Raw genomic sequence first — 17,565 nt, 5'->3', positions numbered from 1 at the left:
CCTGCTGTTGATGTTTCTCTTTCGAGCGACGCTGCTATTCCCGATCGGAGGGCACAACGGTCAGATGCAGTTCCTCGAGCTGTTTTTCGCTGACCGGCCCCGGCGCTTCAGTGAGCAGACAGCTCGCGCTCGCTGTTTTCGGGAAAGCGATCGTGTCGCGCAAGTTCGTGCGCCCGGCTAAGAGCATAACAAGCCGGTCGAGACCGAGGGCGATGCCGCCGTGGGGCGGGGTGCCGTATTCAAACGCCTCAAGCAAGAAACCAAACTGGCGGCGCGCTTCTTCATCGCTGAACCCTAAGGTGCGGAACATTTTTTCTTGCACATCGCGCTCAAAAATGCGGAGCGAACCGCCGCCAAGCTCATAACCGTTTAACACCAAATCGTACGCCTGCGCGCGGACGGCGCCTGGGTTTGTCTCAAGCAGCGGGATATCGTCGCGCACCGGCATCGTAAACGGATGGTGGGCAGCGTAATAGCGGCCTTCCTCTTCGTCATACTCCAAAAGCGGCCAGTCGGTGATCCACAAAAACGCCAATCTCGTTTCATCGACTAAGCCAAGCTCTTTGCCAAGTTTCAACCGCAATGCGCCGAGGGCGGCGGCGACAACCGCCTTTTTATCGGCGACAAACAGCAGCAAGTCCCCCTCTTCGACAGCGAGCAGCTGGCGCAGCGCCGTTTGCTCGTCGGCGTTGAAAAACTTGGCGATCGGCCCTTTCAGTTCACCGTTTTCCGCTTTCAGCCAAGCGAGCCCTTTCGCTCCGTAGCGGCTGGCAAACTCCGCTAACGCGTCAATGTCTTTGCGCGAATAGCGGCTTGCAGCGCCTTTGACGTTGATCGCCTTCACTTGGCCACCTTGCTCAACAGCACGGACGAACACTTGAAACGAAGAGCGACGGACAGCTTCCGATACGTCGACCAGTTCAAGGCCAAAGCGCACATCCGGTTTGTCCGAGCCGTAGCGGCTCATCGCTTCGTCATACGTCATGCGCGGGAACGGGCGCGGAATGTCGATCCCTTTAGCCGCTTTCACGACCGCCGCCATCATCCGCTCTGTTAAATCGATAATATCTTCTTGGCTGATAAACGACATTTCGATGTCAATTTGCGTAAACTCCGGCTGGCGGTCGGCACGCAAGTCTTCATCGCGGAAGCAGCGGGCGATCTGGTAATAGCGTTCGAAACCGCCGACCATCAACAGCTGCTTAAAAATTTGCGGCGACTGCGGCAGCGCGTAAAATTCGCCCGGGTGGACACGGCTTGGCACCAAGTAGTCGCGTGCCCCTTCCGGCGTGCTTTTCGTCAACATCGGCGTCTCGACTTCCAAAAAACGCTCGCCATCCAAAAAATCGCGCACCGCTTTCGTCACCTTATGGCGAAGCGCAAGCGTTTGGAACATGATCGGGCGGCGCAAATCCAAATACCGATATTTTAAACGGACGTCTTCCGCCGCATCCGTGTCGTCAGAAATGGCAAACGGGGGCGTTTTCGCCTCGTTAATGATGTCAATTCGCTCAGCCTGGATTTCAATGCGGCCGGTCGCGATGTTTGGGTTGACCGTCTCCGGCGCGCGGGCGACGACCGTCCCTTCGACGCTTAATACATATTCGCTCCGCACGCGCTCTGCTGTCGCCAGCGCCTCAGCCGAGACGTCCGGGCTGGCGACGACTTGAACAACGCCCGTCCGATCGCGCAAATCGATGAAAACAAGCCCGCCCAAGTCGCGGCGTTTTTGCACCCAGCCTTTCAATACGACACGCTCGCCGGCCGCCGCTTCCGGCACTTCGCCGCAATAATACGTTCGCTTCATCATTTTTCCTCCTCCCGCGTTGCCCGTTCTATTAAAAAGGTCACCAACTCCCCAAACGGCACACTCGTCTGCTCGCCGCTCGCCATATGTTTTACAGCCGCTGACTGTTTTTCGAGCTCCTCATCCCCGATGATGGCGACAAACGACGCGCCAAGACGGTCGGCCGCCTTCAGCTGCGCCTTCATTTTCCGGCCCAAATAATCTTGATCAGCGCGCAGGCCGGCACGGCGCAATTCATAAACGAGGCGGACGGCCTCATCTTTCGCCCGCTCGCCAACCGCAACAACATAGCAGTCGATCCCTTTGCGGACCGGCAGCTCAATCCCTTCTGCCGCAAGCGCCGCCAAAAGGCGCTCAATGCTTAACGCAAAGCCGATTCCCGGCGTTTCCGGGCCGCCGATTTCTTGCACGAGCCCGTTGTAGCGCCCGCCGCCGCAAAGGGTCGCCGCTGCCCCAAACCCTTCGGCCTCGCTCATAATTTCAAATGTCGTATGGTTGTAATAATCGAGCCCGCGCACGAGCCGCGCGTCGATGACGAACGGAATGCCAAGCGCTGTCAAATATTGCTTCACCTTTTCAAAATACGCGCGCGATTCGTCATTCAAATAATCTAAAATCGACGGCGCTGACGCCATCAGTTCATGGCCGCGGTCTTTTTTACAATCAAGAATGCGGAGCGGATTCGTCTCAAGCCGCGCTTGGCAGTCCGGGCACAGCTCATGAATGCGGCCGGAAAAATGGCGGACGAGCGCTTCGCGGTGCGCCCGCCGGCTGTCTAAATCACCTAAACTGTTGATCACCAACCGGATGTGTTTTAGCCCGAGCGCTTCATAAATATGCATCGCTAACGCCATCACTTCGGCGTCAATCGCCGGATCGCTGCTGCCGAGCGCCTCAACGCCAAACTGGACGAACTGGCGGAACCGCCCTGCTTCCGGCCGCTCATAGCGGAACATCGGTCCGGTGTAATACAGCTTGACCGGTTGGCTCGGGCTGCCGTACAGCTTATGCTCGACAAACGCCCGGACGACCGGCGCCGTTCCTTCCGGGCGGAGCGTCAGCGCCCGGCCGCCTTTATCTTCAAACGTGTACATTTCTTTTTGCACGATATCGGTCGTATCGCCAACACCGCGCAAAAACAGTTCGGTATGTTCAAAAATCGGCGTCCGGATTTCTTCATAGCCGTACCGGCGGCAAAGATCACGGGCAATTTGTTCGGCATATTGCCACTTTTCCGTCTCGCCTGGCAGCAAGTCTTGTGTCCCTCTCGGAATTTGAAAAGCCATATTCGTCCTCCTTTACACAAAAATAAAAACGCCCTTATCCCCATCATCGATAGGGACGAGAGCGTCATTCCCGCGGTGCCACCCTAATTGAAGCATACAAGCTTCCTCTTGTCGCCGCTAACGCATGGCGCGCGTTCCCCCTTACTGACGCACGGCGTGTTCAAAGGGAAACCTATGGAGTGTCTTTCGTTAAGCCATCATGGAGAAACGCTCGCAGCCTCAGGCGTTTCCTCTCTGGCCATGTGGGCCCTAACTACTTTTCTCCGTCATCGGTTGTCTTGTATTAGGGAAATGTAATTTTATATTACGGAGAAAACAAGGTATTGTCAAGTTGTCTTCCCTGTGAACTTTGTACTGCTACGTCGGCTGAAGGGGGGAAACTTCAAACGGCCTGGATGTATTCGTTAACCGGCAGGCAACATGGTTTTCTTCATTCTGAAGATGTATGTTCGACCGCCATGATTGCCAGCATGGCCGTCATCGCCTGCCAACATTCATTTTCCTTTTCGCTGCTGCGGACGCACTTTCCAGTTGGAAGTCGGGACTTTCCTCAGGCATATGTGAAAGGAGAGCCATTTTTGGCTCTCCTAATGACGAATCAAGTAATCAAACGCGCTCAATGCGGCGGTAGCGCCCGCCCCCATCGAAATAATGATTTGCTTATAGGCGCTATCCGTGCAATCGCCCGCGGCAAAGACGCCGTCGACACTTGTCGCACTGCGTTTATCGACGATAATTTCACCGATGCGGTTCCGTTCAACCGTCCCTTCTAGCCACTCTGTATTCGGCACGAGACCGATTTGAACGAATACGCCTTGCAACTCAATATGGTGCTCTTCCCCTGTTTCCCGGTCTATATACGTAAGGCCATTCACTTTATCTGTACCGGTAATTTCTTTCGTTTGCGCGTTTTTGATGACCGTCACGTTCGGCAAGCTGTACAACCGATCCTGCAAAACAGCGTCCGCTTTCAACTCCGGGGCAAACTCGAGCACGGTCACATGTTTGGCAATGCCGGCGAGGTCAATCGCCGCTTCCACGCCGGAGTTGCCGCCGCCGATGACCGCGACGTGCTTGCCTTCAAACAGCGGGCCGTCGCAATGCGGGCAATAGGCCACGCCTTTGTTTTTGAACTCTTCCTCGCCTGGTACGCCAAGATTGCGCCAACGGGCGCCCGTCGCGATAATGACCGTTTTGCTTTTTAACACGGCGCCGTTTTCAAGCTCCACTTCAATGAGATCCTTCTTTTCCAACCGTTTCGCACGCTGCAAGGTCATGATGTCGACATTATAATGTTTCACATGCTCTTCAAGGCTTGCGGCAAGTTTCGGACCTTCCGTGTATTTCACGCTAATAAAGTTTTCAATGCCGAGCGTATCGAGAATTTGTCCGCCAAACCGCTCAGCAATAACGCCGGTGCGAATGCCTTTTCGCGCCGCGTAAATCGCCGCCGCAGCCCCGGCCGGACCGCCGCCGACAACGAGCACATCGAACGGTTCTTTATTGGCAAAGTCAGAAGCGTCTACCGTGCTTCCGAGTTTTGCAAGAATTTCCTCAAGCGACATGCGGCCGCTTGCAAACGGCTTGCCATTTAAAAAGACGGTCGGCACAGCCATAATTCCCTTTTGTTCTACTTCTTCTTTAAACGCTGCCCCGTCGATCATCGTATGTGAAATGTTCGGATTTAATACGCTCATCACGTTTAACGCCTGAACGACATCCGGGCAGTTATGGCACGTTAGGCTGACGTATGTTTCAAAACGATAAGTGCCTTTGAGGTTTTGAATTTGGTTCATAACTTTCTCGTCAACCTTAGGCGGTCTTCCGCTCACTTGAAGCAACGCCAGCACTAGCGAAGTAAACTCATGCCCCAACGGAACGCCGGCGAATGTGACGCCCGTATTTTCGCCAACCCGATTGACGCTGAAGCTCGGCGTCCGTTCGAGCTTCGCTTTTTCTACTTTAATTTTCGGCGACATGGCCGTTAATTCATCGACTAAAGCAAGGAGATCGCGGGAAACTGGATCGTCTCCCGCGCTCACTGTTAAAACAATATCATTCTCCATTAATTGTAGATACTGGGCCAATTGGGCTTTGATGTCAGCATCCAACAGCATTGCATAAGCCTCCTTAAATTTTCCCTACAAGGTCAAGGCTTGGCTTCAGCGTTTCCCCACCTTCTTGCCATTTTGCCGGGCACACTTCTCCCGGATGGTTGCGAACGTATTGAGCCGCCTTGATTTTGTCAATCAGTGTGCTGGCTTTGCGGCCGATGCCGTCAGCGTTAATTTCCACCGCCTGGATGACGCCGTCCGGGTCGATGATGAACGTGCCGCGTTGCGCCAGCCCTTGCTCCTCGTCAAGCACGTCAAACATGCGGGACAGTTGGTGCGACGGATCGCCGATCATAACATATTCGATTTTGCTGATGGCTGGCGATGTATCATGCCATGCTTTATGAGTAAAGTGGGTATCGGTCGAAACCGAGTACACTTCCACGCCAAGTTCTTTGAACGTTGCATAGTGGTCTTGCAAGTCTTCAAGCTCTGTCGGGCATACGAATGTAAAGTCGGCCGGATAGAAGCAAACGATGCTCCATTTCCCGAGGAAGTTTTGTTCCGTGACTTCGACAAAATCTCCGTTGTGATACGCTTGTGCTTTGAACGGTTCTACTTTTTTCCCTACGAGAGACATTCTTCATCTACCTCCTGTAATCGTTAGTGATTAGATTAAAATTATTTTAATACGATATTGATTATCATATAGAACTATGTATTTTGTCAATATATATGCTTAAAATTTTTCCATCGCCTCTAGCCACCTTCAGGTGCAACACGGTGCACTTGTGAGATGGGCAATAAAGTTGGGCGCCCTTTATTTGTCGTCCTGTCCGGAACTCTCCCCAACCGGGGGAATCACTTTTGCAGCGGCCCGGCCGTGTCTCTCAGGAGAACCGACACACTAATCAGCCAATGGGGATGCCATACCGGTTATGTCCGCCCCATGACATGGGCGCCGCTCCTCCGGCCGAAGCGCCAGCGCCCGGCCGTGTTCACGGACGAAACTGCTGCTTTTTCAATGTTTGCACGTCTTTTAGCGTCACGCCGAACTCAGACGCCAGCTCAAAGGCGCTGTATTCAGACTCAAGCCTCATCCATTCGTGGAAATCAGCGGAAAGCACATCGTTCGTCCGGTGCGCCTGCACGCCTCTGCCCGTTTGCCGCATCGCCCCTCCTCCTTTCTATGTGCCGGTTTGTTTTCATCTTTCCCATTTTTCGCCGAAAATAAAAAAGAAACCGGGAAACGTCATTCGTTTCCCGGTTTCTCGCCGCTGTCGATGATTAAGGTGACTGGGCCGTCGTTTGTGAGCGTCACGTTCATCATGGCGCCGAACACGCCTGTTTCAACATGAATGCCTTTTTCGCGCAAGAAGGCGTTGAACGCCTCATAAAGCGGCAAGGCACGATCCGGTTTCGCCGCTGCCATAAAGTTCGGCCGCCGCCCTTTCCGGCAGTCGCCGTACAAGGTGAATTGCGACACTGACAGCACCGCCCCACCGACCTCAAGCAACGAGCGGTTCATTTTTCCGTCTTCATCTTCAAAGATGCGCAAATGGGCGATTTTCTCCGCCAAATAGGCGGCGTCGGCCTCCGTATCACCGTGGGTGATACCAAGAAGCACGACAAGCCCGAAATCGATCGCCCCAACGACCTCGCCGTCAACAGTAACGCCCGCCTGTTTTGCCCGCTGAATGACCGCTCTCATCGTGTCCCTCCTTTTGACGCCCTTAGTTGTTCATCAGGCGTTGAACCGAATAAATATCGGGAATTTGTTTAATTCGTTCCACTACCTTTTGCAAATGGCTGATGTTATGAATGGCAATCGTCATATGAATCGTTGCGATTTTATGGCGATGGTCCGAGCGGCCCGAGACGGCGGAAATGTCCGTGCGCGTTTCGTTTACCGCCTGCAACACTTCATTGAGCAAGCCGCGGCGGTCAAAGCCGGTAATTTCAATGTCGACATTATACTCGCGCTCGCCATTTGTGCCGCTTTCCCATTCAACAGGAATCAAACGGTCAGCCGCCTCTTCCACCTGCACATTCGGACAGTCGGCGCGGTGGACGGAAATGCCGCGACCGCGAGTGATAAAGCCAATTATTTCGTCGCCCGGCACCGGGTTGCAGCAGCGGGACAAACGGATCAGCAAATTGTCGATTCCTTGGACGCGAATACCGCAGTCGCGTTTTTTGCCGGCCGGCAGCTTGGCCTCGGAGACCGCTTCAGCCAGTTTGCGCTGCTGTTCTTCCAAATCGCGCTGCTTTCGCCATTTTTCCGTCAGCCGGTGGGCAATTTGCGCCGCCGTAATCCCATGATAGCCGACCGCTGCATACATGTCTTCCTCATTGGAAAAATTAAATTTTTCTGCGACGCGCTTCAAATTGTCGGCCGTCATCACTTCCTTCGCCTCAAAGCCGAGGCTGCGCACTTCTTTTTCGACCATTTCTTTCCCTTTTTCAATATTTTCCTCGCGCCGCTGCCTTTTGAAAAACTGGCGGATTTTATTGCGGGCCTGTGACGTTTTCGCGAGTTTCAACCAATCTTGGCTCGGACCGTATGAATGTTTCGACGTTAAAATTTCGACAATGTCGCCTGTTTGCAGCTTGTAATCGAGCGGCACCATTTTGCCGTTCACTTTCGCCCCAATCGTTTTATTGCCGATTTCCGAATGGATGCGGTAGGCGAAATCAATCGGCACCGAGCCGGCCGGCAGCTCGATGACATCGCCTTTCGGGGTGAAGACGAACACCATGTCGGAAAACAAGTCCATCTTCAGCGATTCCATAAATTCCTCGGCATTGCTGGCATCATTTTGCCACTCTAAAATTTCCCGGAACCATGACAGCTTTTCTTCAAACGAATTCGGCTTGACAGTTTTTCCTTCCTTGTACGCCCAATGCGCGGCAATCCCAAACTCGGCAATTTGGTGCATTTCAAACGTGCGGATTTGCACTTCAAGCGGCTCACCTTTTGGGCCGATCACCGTCGTATGGAGCGATTGGTACATGTTCGGCTTCGGCATGGCGATGTAATCTTTGAAGCGACCTGGCATCGGCTTCCAGCACGTATGGATGATGCCGAGCACGGCATAGCAATCTTTAATGCTGTTGACAATGATGCGGACGGCGAGCAAATCGTAAATCTCGTTAAACTGTTTGTTTTGCATCGCCATTTTCCGATAAATGCTGTAAATATGTTTTGGACGCCCGGAAATTTCGCACGGAATATGCACTTCATTCAGCCGCTCGCGCACCTCTTGAATAACTTCTTCCAAATATTGCTCACGCTCAGCCCGCTTTTTCTTCATTAAGTTGACGATGCGATAATATTGCTGCGGATTTAAATAGCGAAGCGCCGTATCCTCAAGCTCCCACTTAATTTTTGAAATGCCGAGCCGGTGGGCAAGCGGAGCAAAAATTTCGAGCGTCTCATTGGCGATGCGCCGCTGCTTTTCCGCCGGTAAATGCTTTAGCGTCCGCATGTTGTGCAGCCGGTCAGCCAGCTTAATTAAGATGACGCGAATATCTTGCGCCATCGCCAAAAACATTTTCCGGTGGTTTTCCGCCTGCTGTTCTTCTTGCGACTTATATTTGATTTTGCCAAGCTTCGTCACCCCGTCGACAAGCATCGCCACTTCCGCGCCGAACTCGCGCTCGAGGTCTTCTTTTGTCGCTTCGGTGTCTTCGACGACATCATGCAAAAACCCGGCAGCGATCGTCGTCGCATCCATTTTCAAGTCAGCCAAAATGCCGGCGACTTGAATCGGATGGATGATATATGGTTCGCCCGATTTCCGGAACTGGTCGCGGTGGGCGTGTTTCGCAAATTCATACGCCTTTTTTAAAAAGGCGACATCTTGTTCCGACAAATAACAGCTCGCCTGTTCAAACACTTGCTCCGCTGTCAGCACTTGTTCATTGGCCATAGAGTTAAATCACCTTTAATTAAAATAAAATTCAGACGGAAAGGCATAGGCATCCATCACGTTAATAAGAAAGAGCACTCGTGCGAGTGCCCCTTTTTTCTCTATTGTAGCGAAAGAAACGAATCGTGTCGACTATTTTAAAACTGCATGAGCGTCAAAATATCGTAGCCTTCCAATTTTTTACGCCCGCCAAGTTCCGTCAATTCAATTAAAAACGCCAAACCGGCCACCGTGCCGCCAAGCTGTTCGACCAAATCGATCGTCGCCCGCATTGTTCCGCCTGTCGCTAGCAAGTCGTCGGTAATTAACACGCGCTGGCCTGGCTTGATGGCATCTTTATGCATCGTCAGTACGTCCGTCCCATACTCTAACCCGTATTCGACACGAACGACTTCGCGCGGCAGCTTTCCCTCTTTGCGCACCGGCGCAAACCCGACGCCAAGCGCATAGGCGACCGGGCAGCCGATAATAAAGCCGCGCGCTTCCGGACCGACGACGATATCGATTTGTTTTTCGCGCGCATATTGGACGATTTGGTCAGTAGCATATTTGTACGCTTTTCCGTTGTCCATTAGCGTCGTAATGTCCTTAAATAGAATGCCCGGTTTTGGAAAATCCGGCACGATCGTGATGTACTGTTTTAAATCCATTATACGTTTGCCTCCTCGTACGTTTGCGAACGTGTCATTGCTGCTAAGCAGCGTTTCAACTGCTCGTAAGTGGAATATAATAACTGATGTTCCGCCTCAAGCTCGTCCCGCCGGCGGCAGTATGTCGGCGATTCATGCAAGTCGCGCTTCGCCGGCGTATGAACGAGCGAAATGACGCCGTTTTGTTCCGTAATAAACTCCAGCTCTAAAAACACTTTTGCCATAAAATAAACCGTCTCTTCCGTCCAGCCGCGGGCGCGCGCCAATTGTCCGCCCCGCTCGGCGAGCGGAAACGAACGATATTTATGCAAAAGGGCATAAAACCATTTAAAATGGTCGCGCGTCGGGAACGTGCGGAAAAACTGCGCTTCCGGCTGTGCGAACACCGCGTAAATGCGCTCCGGCTGCCCGTTGCCAAGCAGGGCGGCAAGCCGGCTGATCTTTGGCGGCAAGTCAAGCAGCACAACATAGCGGCCGTCAATCGCCAAGGCGCCCGCCTCTTCATCATTTGACACATAATGAAGTTCGCGGCGAAACGTCGCCAAATCTGCACGATGTCCAGTTTCGCGGCGAAACAGGACGAGCAGCCGCTTCTCTTCCGGCAGCCGCTCGAGAAGCGGGCGGACGTCGCGGCAGCCGCGGGCATCAAACAGCTGACAGCTGCTTACCGCTACATCACATAACGACAGCTGCGGCCGTGCCAGCCCGTTCCATTCGTTCACCGCAAGCTCCCCGACGACCGAGACGCGCGCCCCTGGGGCGATTTCCTCGCAGAGCGGTCCAAGGCCGAAACCAATGGCATCAATCGCTGCGCCGTCTTGGGAAAAGGCGGCTTTCATATGGGCGCCGTTCGCCCCGACGCGCCGCATCGTTTCAACCGCCGCCTCCTCAATGAGCAGAAGCGGCCGCGGATTGCCGACGCCAAACGGAGCAAGCCGTTCAAGCCCGCGGGCGGCCGACAACGTCAACTCCGCAACGGAACAGGCAGCATCGATGAACGTCGGCGGCGTAAAATCATCATCCGACAACGTCCTCGCCGCGATGGCATTCAACCGCTCCCGCAGCTTCTCTACATCATCAAGCGCCAAGGTCATTCCCGCCGCCATCGGATGGCCGCCAAAATGCGGCAAGATATCGCGGCATTGCGACAGACTGGCAAAAAGGTCAAAGCCTTGAATGCTGCGGGCTGATCCTTTGGCGATTCCTTTTTCCCGATCGATCGAAAGTACAACCGCCGGACGGTAAAACTGCTCGACAAGCTTCGAGGCGACGATGCCGACAACACCCGGATTCCATCCTTCACCGGCCACAACAAGAACGCGATGCTCGTCAGGCGGAAACCGGCGCCGCACCATCTCGGCCGCTTCTTCAGCTATTTGCGCTACAAGCTGCTGACGCTCGCGATTTAGTTCGTCCATTTCTTGAGCCAACCGGACCGCTTCGTCCTCATCGTCAGTCATTAACAGCGCCACGGCCGGATCAGCGCCGCCGAGGCGGCCGGCTGCATTCAGCCGCGGCGCGATGGCAAAGCCGACCGTCTGCTCGTTTACCGTCGCCGCATCAATGCGGCATTGCCGCCATAGGGCACGCAACCCGGCGCGTTTCGTTTCACGCAGCGCTTCAAGGCCCTGCGCGGCAAGCAGACGGTTTTCCCCCACGAGTGGCACTAGGTCGGCAATCGTCCCGATCGCCACCAAATCAAGCAAATGACGCGGCACCTGCCCGAGCAACGCATGGGCGACTTTAAACGCCACACCGACACCGGCCAGGTCGCGAAACGGGTATGTACTTCCCGGCTTTTTCGGATGAATGATCGCGTACGCCTCCGGCAGCACCGGACCGGGTTCATGATGGTCGGTCACAATGACATCAAGCCCCCATTCGTTAGCGGCGGCGATTTCATTGACCGCGGCAATCCCGTTGTCGACAGTCACAATCACGGAAACGCCCCGCTCTTTCGCGGCACGGAACGCCGCCAGATTCGGGCCGTATCCTTCCGTAAAGCGGTTGGGAATGTAGAACTCAACCGACGCCCCCGCTTCTCTAAGAGCGCTGACCATCACCGACGTACTGCAGACACCATCGGCGTCATAATCGCCATAAACAAGCACAAGTTCGCCGGCCTCGATCGCCCGCTTAAGGCGCCGGATGGCCCGCTCCATCCCATCAAGCAGAAACGGATCGTGAAACGGCTGCCCAAGCGGATTGAGAAACGCGGCCGCTTCCGCCGCCGTCCGCACGCCGCGGCGGGCAAGAAGCCTGGCCAACAACGGCGCGAGGCCGGCTTCCCCTGCCAGCCGCCGCACCGTCTGTTCGTCGGGACCATCTACCTCCCAACGCGTTTTCGCTTTTAACATGTCCCCCACCTCAACTCTCCTTATTATACAAAAAGGAGAAAAGGGCAGGCAACGGCATTACGTGTTTTTTTCCGGATCATACGGGTTGATATGCACCATCACATTGCGAACGCGCGGAAGCGTCAACAGCTTTTCCTTTACTTTTTTCCCAATCCGATGCCCTTCTTCCACTGTCAACAGCGGATCAACGGCAATCTTCAAATCAACGATAACATAATGACCGTGCTCGCGCGCGTATAGTTCGTTAATTTGCCGCACATCAGGAAACGACAGCACCGCCTCCCGCAAATAGTCGGTTTCCTCCTCGTGGAGCACATGGTCAATCGCCGTATGGATCGACTGTCGGCCAAGTTCCCACGCCATTTTCATCACAAGAATGGCAACAAACAGCCCGGCGAGCGGGTCGGCATATACGAGCCAGCCGATTTCCCACTTTCCGCCGAGAATAGCGGCACCGACACCGACGAGCGCGGCGAGCGAGGAGAAGACGTCAGAGCGGTGCTCGTAGGCGTTCACGATTAAGGCATCGCTGTTTAGCCGTTGCCCGAGCCGATACTTATAGCGAAACATCGCCTCTTTGACAACGATCGATAACAACAGAACATAAATGGCGGCCATCCCCGGCGGTGACAGCGGGGCAAACAACGACATGAGCGCCGACCGCCCGATCTCGAGCCCGACGAGAAACAAAAGAACCGCCACAATAATGGCAGCGATTGATTCCGCTTTTCCGTGCCCGTACGGATGGTCTTCATCCGGCGGGCGCGCTGCGGCCCGCAGTCCGACCCAAACGGCGAACGACCCGGCGACATCGGACGCCGAATGGGCGGCATCGGCGATCAGCGCCTGGCTGTGGCTCCACACCCCAACGACTGCCTTGATGGCCGCAAGCGCCATGTTGCCGACAATGCCGACAATCGCTGCTGTTTTCGCCTGCCTGAACCGTTGTTCGTTTTCCATGGCCCATATCCCCCCACCTTTTGCGCTTCCCCTGCTTTGCATCTGGCCATTAGTGTATCCCATTTTCCATCGATCGTTGCGAAAGAAAAAGCACCGGAAAAAGCGAATGCTTTTTCCGGCGCCATTACAGATGCGGTTCGGCCTCCGGCGCGGCTTTTTTCGCCCCTTTGCCTTTTTTGAGCGCGTTTCCTTTCCACACGAGCCACAGCTGTGCAGCGATGAACAGCGAAGAATAGACGCCGCACACAAGGCCGGCGAGCAAGGCGAGGTTGAAGTTGCGAATCGCTTCGCTGCCAAACAAAAGCAAGGCGATCACCGTAAACAAAACGGTCAATACGGTGTTGATCGAACGCGTGAACGTTTGTTGCAGCGCCCGGTTGACGATATGCTTTAAATCGTCGACCGTTTTCACTTTCCGCTTTTTCATGAGATCGCGAATACGGTCGAACGTGACAATTGTATCATTGATCGAGTAACCAATGATCGTCAACACAGCGGCGATAAACGTTAAATCGACTTCAAGCCGCGTCAAGCTGAACACGGTAATGATAAAAAAAGCATCGTGCAATAAGGCGATGATGGCGGCCAACGCCATCCGCCATTCAAAGCGAATCGTCACATACAAAATGATCCCAATCGACGAAATGAGCACGGCAATGAGCGCGTTGCGGGCAAGCTGTTTGCCGACAATTGGCGAGACGGTGCTCACGTTCGGCTCAAAGCCGTAAGCCTGTTTCAGCTCGCCTTTTAACTTGGCAATTTCCTCCTTATTGAGGACGCCGATTAAACGGACAACCCCCGTCTTTCCGTCCGTGCCGGATAACACAACATCTTCCGGCTTATGGCCGAGCCGTTCAAAATAGCTGCTCAGTTCATTGGCCTCGATCGGGCGGTTGCTCGTCACCTCAATGCGCGTCCCGCTTGTGAAGTCAATGCCGAGATTGAGCCCCATGGCAACAAGCGAAATAACGCCGGCAATTGTCAAAGCGCTGGAGAACAAGAAAAACTTTTTGCTATGTTTCACAAAATCCCAGCGGTCAAACTTCGTCGGCACTTCCGTCTCGTCATTCGTTTCGGCAATGTTTAAGATTTCCGATTTTTTCACACCGAAATAACCCGGCTTCTTATCAAACCAACGGCTTGAGACGAGCAGTCCGAGCAAGAGCCGCGTGCCGTAGACGGCGGTGACAAAGCTCGCGACAATGCTGATGATGAGCATCGTCGCAAACCCTTTGACCGAACTCGTCCCGTAAATGAACAGGACGGCGCCGGCGATGATCGTCGTAATGTTGGCGTCAAAAATCGTCGCAAACGAGCCGCGGGTGCCGGCGCGAAACGCTGACAACATCGATTTGCCAAGCTTGATTTCTTCCTTGATCCGCTCGTACGTAATGATGTTGGCGTCGACCGCCATCCCGACCCCTAAAATAAGGGCGGCAATGCCCGGCAGCGTCAAGACGCCGTTCATCCAGTCAAACAAGAGCAAAATCAAATAAACGTATACCGACAGCGTAATGACGGCAATCACGCCCGGCAGCCGATAAAACCCAATCATAAACACGAAGATGGCCGCAATGCCGATAATGCCGGCCCATACCGTTTTTTCGAGCGCGTTTTGTCCAAACTGGGCGCCGACCGATGTCGAATAAATCTCGTGCAGCTCAACAGGAAGCGCCCCCGCATTCAACAAGTCGGCGAGTTGCTGCGCTTCTTTCACCGTAAAGTTGCCGACGATCGATACATCCGTCTGGTTAAACACTTGATTGACCGAGGCGGCGGAAATAAATTTCGGATCCGCCTTGCCCGCTTCTTTTCGGTACGAGTCAACCCCTTCTTCAAAATCAAGCCAAATCACTAATATATTGTTCGGCGGCCCCATGTTGTACACTTTTTCCGTCACTTGGCGAAATTTATCAGCATCTTTTAATTTAATGGCGACGCTTGGCCGGCCGTTTTCATCAAACGATAGCTTCGCCCCGCCTTGGACGAGGTCGCTCCCGTCCATAAGCACGTTGTCATTCACATCGCGGAACGTCAACTTTGCCTGGGTGGCCAAAATTTCGCGCGCCTCATTTTGGTCTTTCACCCCGGCGAGCTGGACGCGGATGCGGTTTCCGCCTTCGATGTCGACGCGCGGCTCGCTGACACCGAGGACGTTAATCCGTTTGTTTAAAGCGCTGACCGTGCTTTGAAGCGTTTCCTGGTCAATTTTGTCCCCCTTTTTCGCCGGCCTCACCTCATACAACACTTCAAATCCGCCTTGCAAATCAAGGCCTAGTTTTATATTATGTACAATTCCTTGAACCGTCGGTCCGATCACCCCGGCAAACAGGAGCAGAAGCAAAAAAAACGCGACGATGCGGCTTCGTTTTACCATTCGTTTCAAAATCCTCCTTTGATTCGTCTTGTCACCCAACGGCTTCCATCGCGCCATCGCTGAGTACGCCGGCTTCGACTTTCATTATGAGCCAGCCGGCCACTAGTGTCAATTTTTCACTATAACAATTCTTTGAGAACACGCTCCAAATCATCGCCGCCGGCTGCCCGCTGCTGTTCGTACGACCGCATCGTCAAAAACGCCATATATTCCCCAGGCGAAAGCGACAAAATGTCGCTGACAAGCTCATATAGTTTTTTTTCCATCAATGCCTTTTTCCACTTTCGGGCGCACAAACATTCCCATAGCCCGTCGATTGTCACTTGCGTGTAGCCGAGCAGACGAAATTCGTCATATTTGCATTCGAGCGCCGGCATGAGCTGTTCACGCAGCTGTTTTTCCCCTTCCATCTCTCACCCTCCCGCGCCATGCCAGCTATGATCCTTGTCATGCTTGGCCATGTGTCTCGCATATATTGTATAAAAGATTAAGGCATTTGAGAAGGCAGGGAAAGAAAATGTCCAAATTTTTGCAAGGGACGATCATTTTAATCGCCGCCGGTTTTATTACGAAAATTCTCGGCTTCATCAACCGCATCGTCGTCGCCCGGATGATCGGCGACGAGGGGGTTGGGTTGTACATGATGGCCGTGCCGACGCTCGTGTTGGCGATTACGGCCACCCAAATCGGGCTGCCGGTCGCGATTTCCAAACTGGTCGCCGAGGCGGAAGCGGCCGGCGATCGACAACGGGTTAAAAAAATTCTTGTCGTGTCACTCACGACGACCGGGGTGCTAAGCGCCATATTTCTGCCCGCCCTCATTGTTGTCGCGCCGTGGCTTTCGCGGACGCTGTTCACCGATCCGCGCACGTACTATCCGTTAATGGCCATCGCTCCGGTCGTACCGATCGTGGCCATCTCCTCGGTGCTGCGCGGCTATTTTCAAGGACGGCAGCAAATGAAGCCGTACGCCTACTCGCTTTTGATTGAACAAATCGTCCGCATCAGCCTGATCGCTTTATGCACAAGACCGCTCTTGCCATACGGCGTCGAGTACGCCGCCGCCGGCGCCATGGCGTCTTCTGTTCTCGGGGAACTCGCCGCCTTATTGTACTTGTTGTTCTTATTTAAGTTTAAAAAATCAATCCGCCTGCGGACAAAATTTTTTCGCTACGTGCGCGCCGGCAAAGAAACGTTCATCCGCCTCATGCGCATCGCCCTGCCGACGACCGGCGGCCGCTTGATCGGTTCGCTTTCTTGGTTTTTTGAACCGATCGTTGTCGTCAATAGCTTAGCTCTTGCCGGCGTTACCGCTTCCATCGCCACGAAGCAGTACGGCCAGCTCGTCGGCTACGCTCTGTCGTTGCTCACCTTGCCGTCGTTCATTACGTACGCGCTCTCGACAGCGCTTGTGCCGGCCATTAGTGAAGCGATGGCGCAAAACAAGCCGATGTTGGTCGAATACCGGATCGCCCAGGCGATGCGGCTGTCGCTTATCACCGGCGGCCTTTCCGCCGTCGTCCTGTACATTTTTGCCGAACCGCTGATGCGGTGGATGTACGGCACGAGCGAAGCGGCCATCTTTATTCAAGTGATGGCGCCATTTTTCTTGTTTTATTATTTCCAAGGCCCGTTGCAAGCTGTGCTGCAAGGGCTTGATTTGGCAAACGCCGCCATGACGAACAGTTTGATCGGCGCGGCGGTGAAGCTCGCCTGCATTTTCGTTCTTGCCTCGCGGCCGAGCTTAGGCATTATGGGGGCGGCACTGGCGACATCGGTCGGCACGGTGCTCGTGACGCTTCTCCATTTCGCTACCGTCGCCAAAGCCGTTTCCTTTTCGATCGATGCGCGCGAATATGCAAAAGCATTGGCTGCCATCGCCGCCGCCGGTGCGGCCGGCTATGCGCTGTTCCGCTATCCGCCTGCGGCCATATCCCCGCCGCTATGGACGCTGTTTGCCATGGCGGCAACGATTGCTTTATATGTTGCGGCCCTTCTGTTTTTTCGGCTTATCAGGCGCGAGGAGCTTGTCTATCTTCCAGGGCTTCATTGGCTCGCTGGGAAAAGCGGACGAAAATAAACTTCTAAACATGTCCGGCCGTGAATATATTGTGGTAAAACGATTGTGGTCAAGGGGGGAGG

At 54.1% G+C, this 17,565-nt stretch carries 13 protein-coding genes and 1 other annotated feature; of the genes, 1 reads left to right on the top strand and 12 read right to left on the bottom strand.

The annotated features are described in order from the left end of the window. Positions 1-34: 34 nt before the first annotated feature. The 12 genes from aspS to ACTVDO_RS00735 form a co-directional block, all read right to left on the bottom strand. The gene (gene aspS, locus ACTVDO_RS00790) at positions 35-1,807 is read right to left on the bottom strand and encodes an aspartate--tRNA ligase (protein ID WP_020960699.1); all 1,773 of its coding nucleotides are present in this window, start codon (positions 1,805-1,807) and stop codon (positions 35-37) included. Next, the gene (hisS, locus tag ACTVDO_RS00785) at positions 1,807-3,093 is read right to left on the bottom strand and encodes a histidine--tRNA ligase (protein WP_020960700.1); all 1,287 of its coding nucleotides are present in this window, start codon (positions 3,091-3,093) and stop codon (positions 1,807-1,809) included. The genes aspS and hisS overlap by 1 nt, the downstream gene beginning before the upstream one ends. A 48-nt stretch (positions 3,094-3,141) precedes the next feature. Then, positions 3,142-3,372 (bottom strand) — a binding site (T-box leader). 308 nt (positions 3,373-3,680) lie between these two features. Next, a complete protein-coding gene (ahpF, locus tag ACTVDO_RS00780; protein WP_442900878.1) occupies positions 3,681-5,210 on the bottom strand; it encodes an alkyl hydroperoxide reductase subunit F in 1,530 nt (509 codons plus the stop codon). A gap of 13 nt (positions 5,211-5,223) precedes the next feature. Continuing rightward, on the bottom strand, positions 5,224-5,787 hold the full coding sequence (gene ahpC / locus ACTVDO_RS00775) for an alkyl hydroperoxide reductase subunit C (RefSeq protein ID WP_020960702.1): 564 nt from the start codon (positions 5,785-5,787) through the stop codon (positions 5,224-5,226). 358 nt (positions 5,788-6,145) lie between these two features. Beyond that, entirely contained in the window at positions 6,146-6,319 is a 174-nt protein-coding gene (locus ACTVDO_RS00770; RefSeq protein ID WP_020960703.1) for a hypothetical protein, read from the bottom strand. A gap of 80 nt (positions 6,320-6,399) precedes the next feature. Next, positions 6,400-6,858, bottom strand: a complete 459-nt coding sequence (dtd, locus tag ACTVDO_RS00765; protein ID WP_020960704.1) for a D-aminoacyl-tRNA deacylase — start codon at positions 6,856-6,858, stop codon at positions 6,400-6,402. 22 nt (positions 6,859-6,880) lie between these two features. After that, positions 6,881-9,079, bottom strand: a complete 2,199-nt coding sequence (locus ACTVDO_RS00760) for a RelA/SpoT family protein (protein ID WP_020960705.1) — start codon at positions 9,077-9,079, stop codon at positions 6,881-6,883. Between the two features lie 137 nt (positions 9,080-9,216). Then, positions 9,217-9,729, bottom strand: a complete 513-nt coding sequence (locus ACTVDO_RS00755) for an adenine phosphoribosyltransferase (protein WP_020960706.1) — start codon at positions 9,727-9,729, stop codon at positions 9,217-9,219. Then, positions 9,729-12,086: a single-stranded-DNA-specific exonuclease RecJ gene (gene recJ / locus ACTVDO_RS00750; RefSeq protein ID WP_041267971.1), complete on the bottom strand. Its 2,358-nt coding sequence runs from the start codon at positions 12,084-12,086 to the stop codon at positions 9,729-9,731. Before recJ ends, ACTVDO_RS00755 begins: the two co-directional genes overlap by 1 nt. 57 nt (positions 12,087-12,143) lie before the next feature. Continuing rightward, positions 12,144-13,046: a cation diffusion facilitator family transporter gene (locus ACTVDO_RS00745; RefSeq protein ID WP_442900877.1), complete on the bottom strand. Its 903-nt coding sequence runs from the start codon at positions 13,044-13,046 to the stop codon at positions 12,144-12,146. Positions 13,047-13,170: 124 nt separating this feature from the next. Further along, positions 13,171-15,423, bottom strand: a complete 2,253-nt coding sequence (secDF, locus tag ACTVDO_RS00740; protein WP_442900876.1) for a protein translocase subunit SecDF — start codon at positions 15,421-15,423, stop codon at positions 13,171-13,173. 119 nt (positions 15,424-15,542) lie between these two features. Further along, positions 15,543-15,833, bottom strand: coding sequence for a post-transcriptional regulator (locus ACTVDO_RS00735; RefSeq protein WP_020960710.1), 291 nt, complete (start codon positions 15,831-15,833; stop codon positions 15,543-15,545). Positions 15,834-15,940: 107 nt separating this feature from the next. Here ACTVDO_RS00735 and spoVB point away from each other — a divergent pair, with 107 nt between their 5' ends. Next, entirely contained in the window at positions 15,941-17,503 is a 1,563-nt protein-coding gene (gene spoVB / locus ACTVDO_RS00730) for a stage V sporulation protein B (RefSeq protein ID WP_442900875.1), read from the top strand. Positions 17,504-17,565: the final 62 nt, after the last annotated feature.

The sequence above is a fragment of the Geobacillus sp. BK01 genome (assembly GCF_052220245.1).
Classification (GTDB): domain Bacteria; phylum Bacillota; class Bacilli; order Bacillales; family Anoxybacillaceae; genus Geobacillus.
Note: the sequence above shows the minus strand (reverse complement) of the source record. Positions and strands in the feature narration are given on the sequence as shown.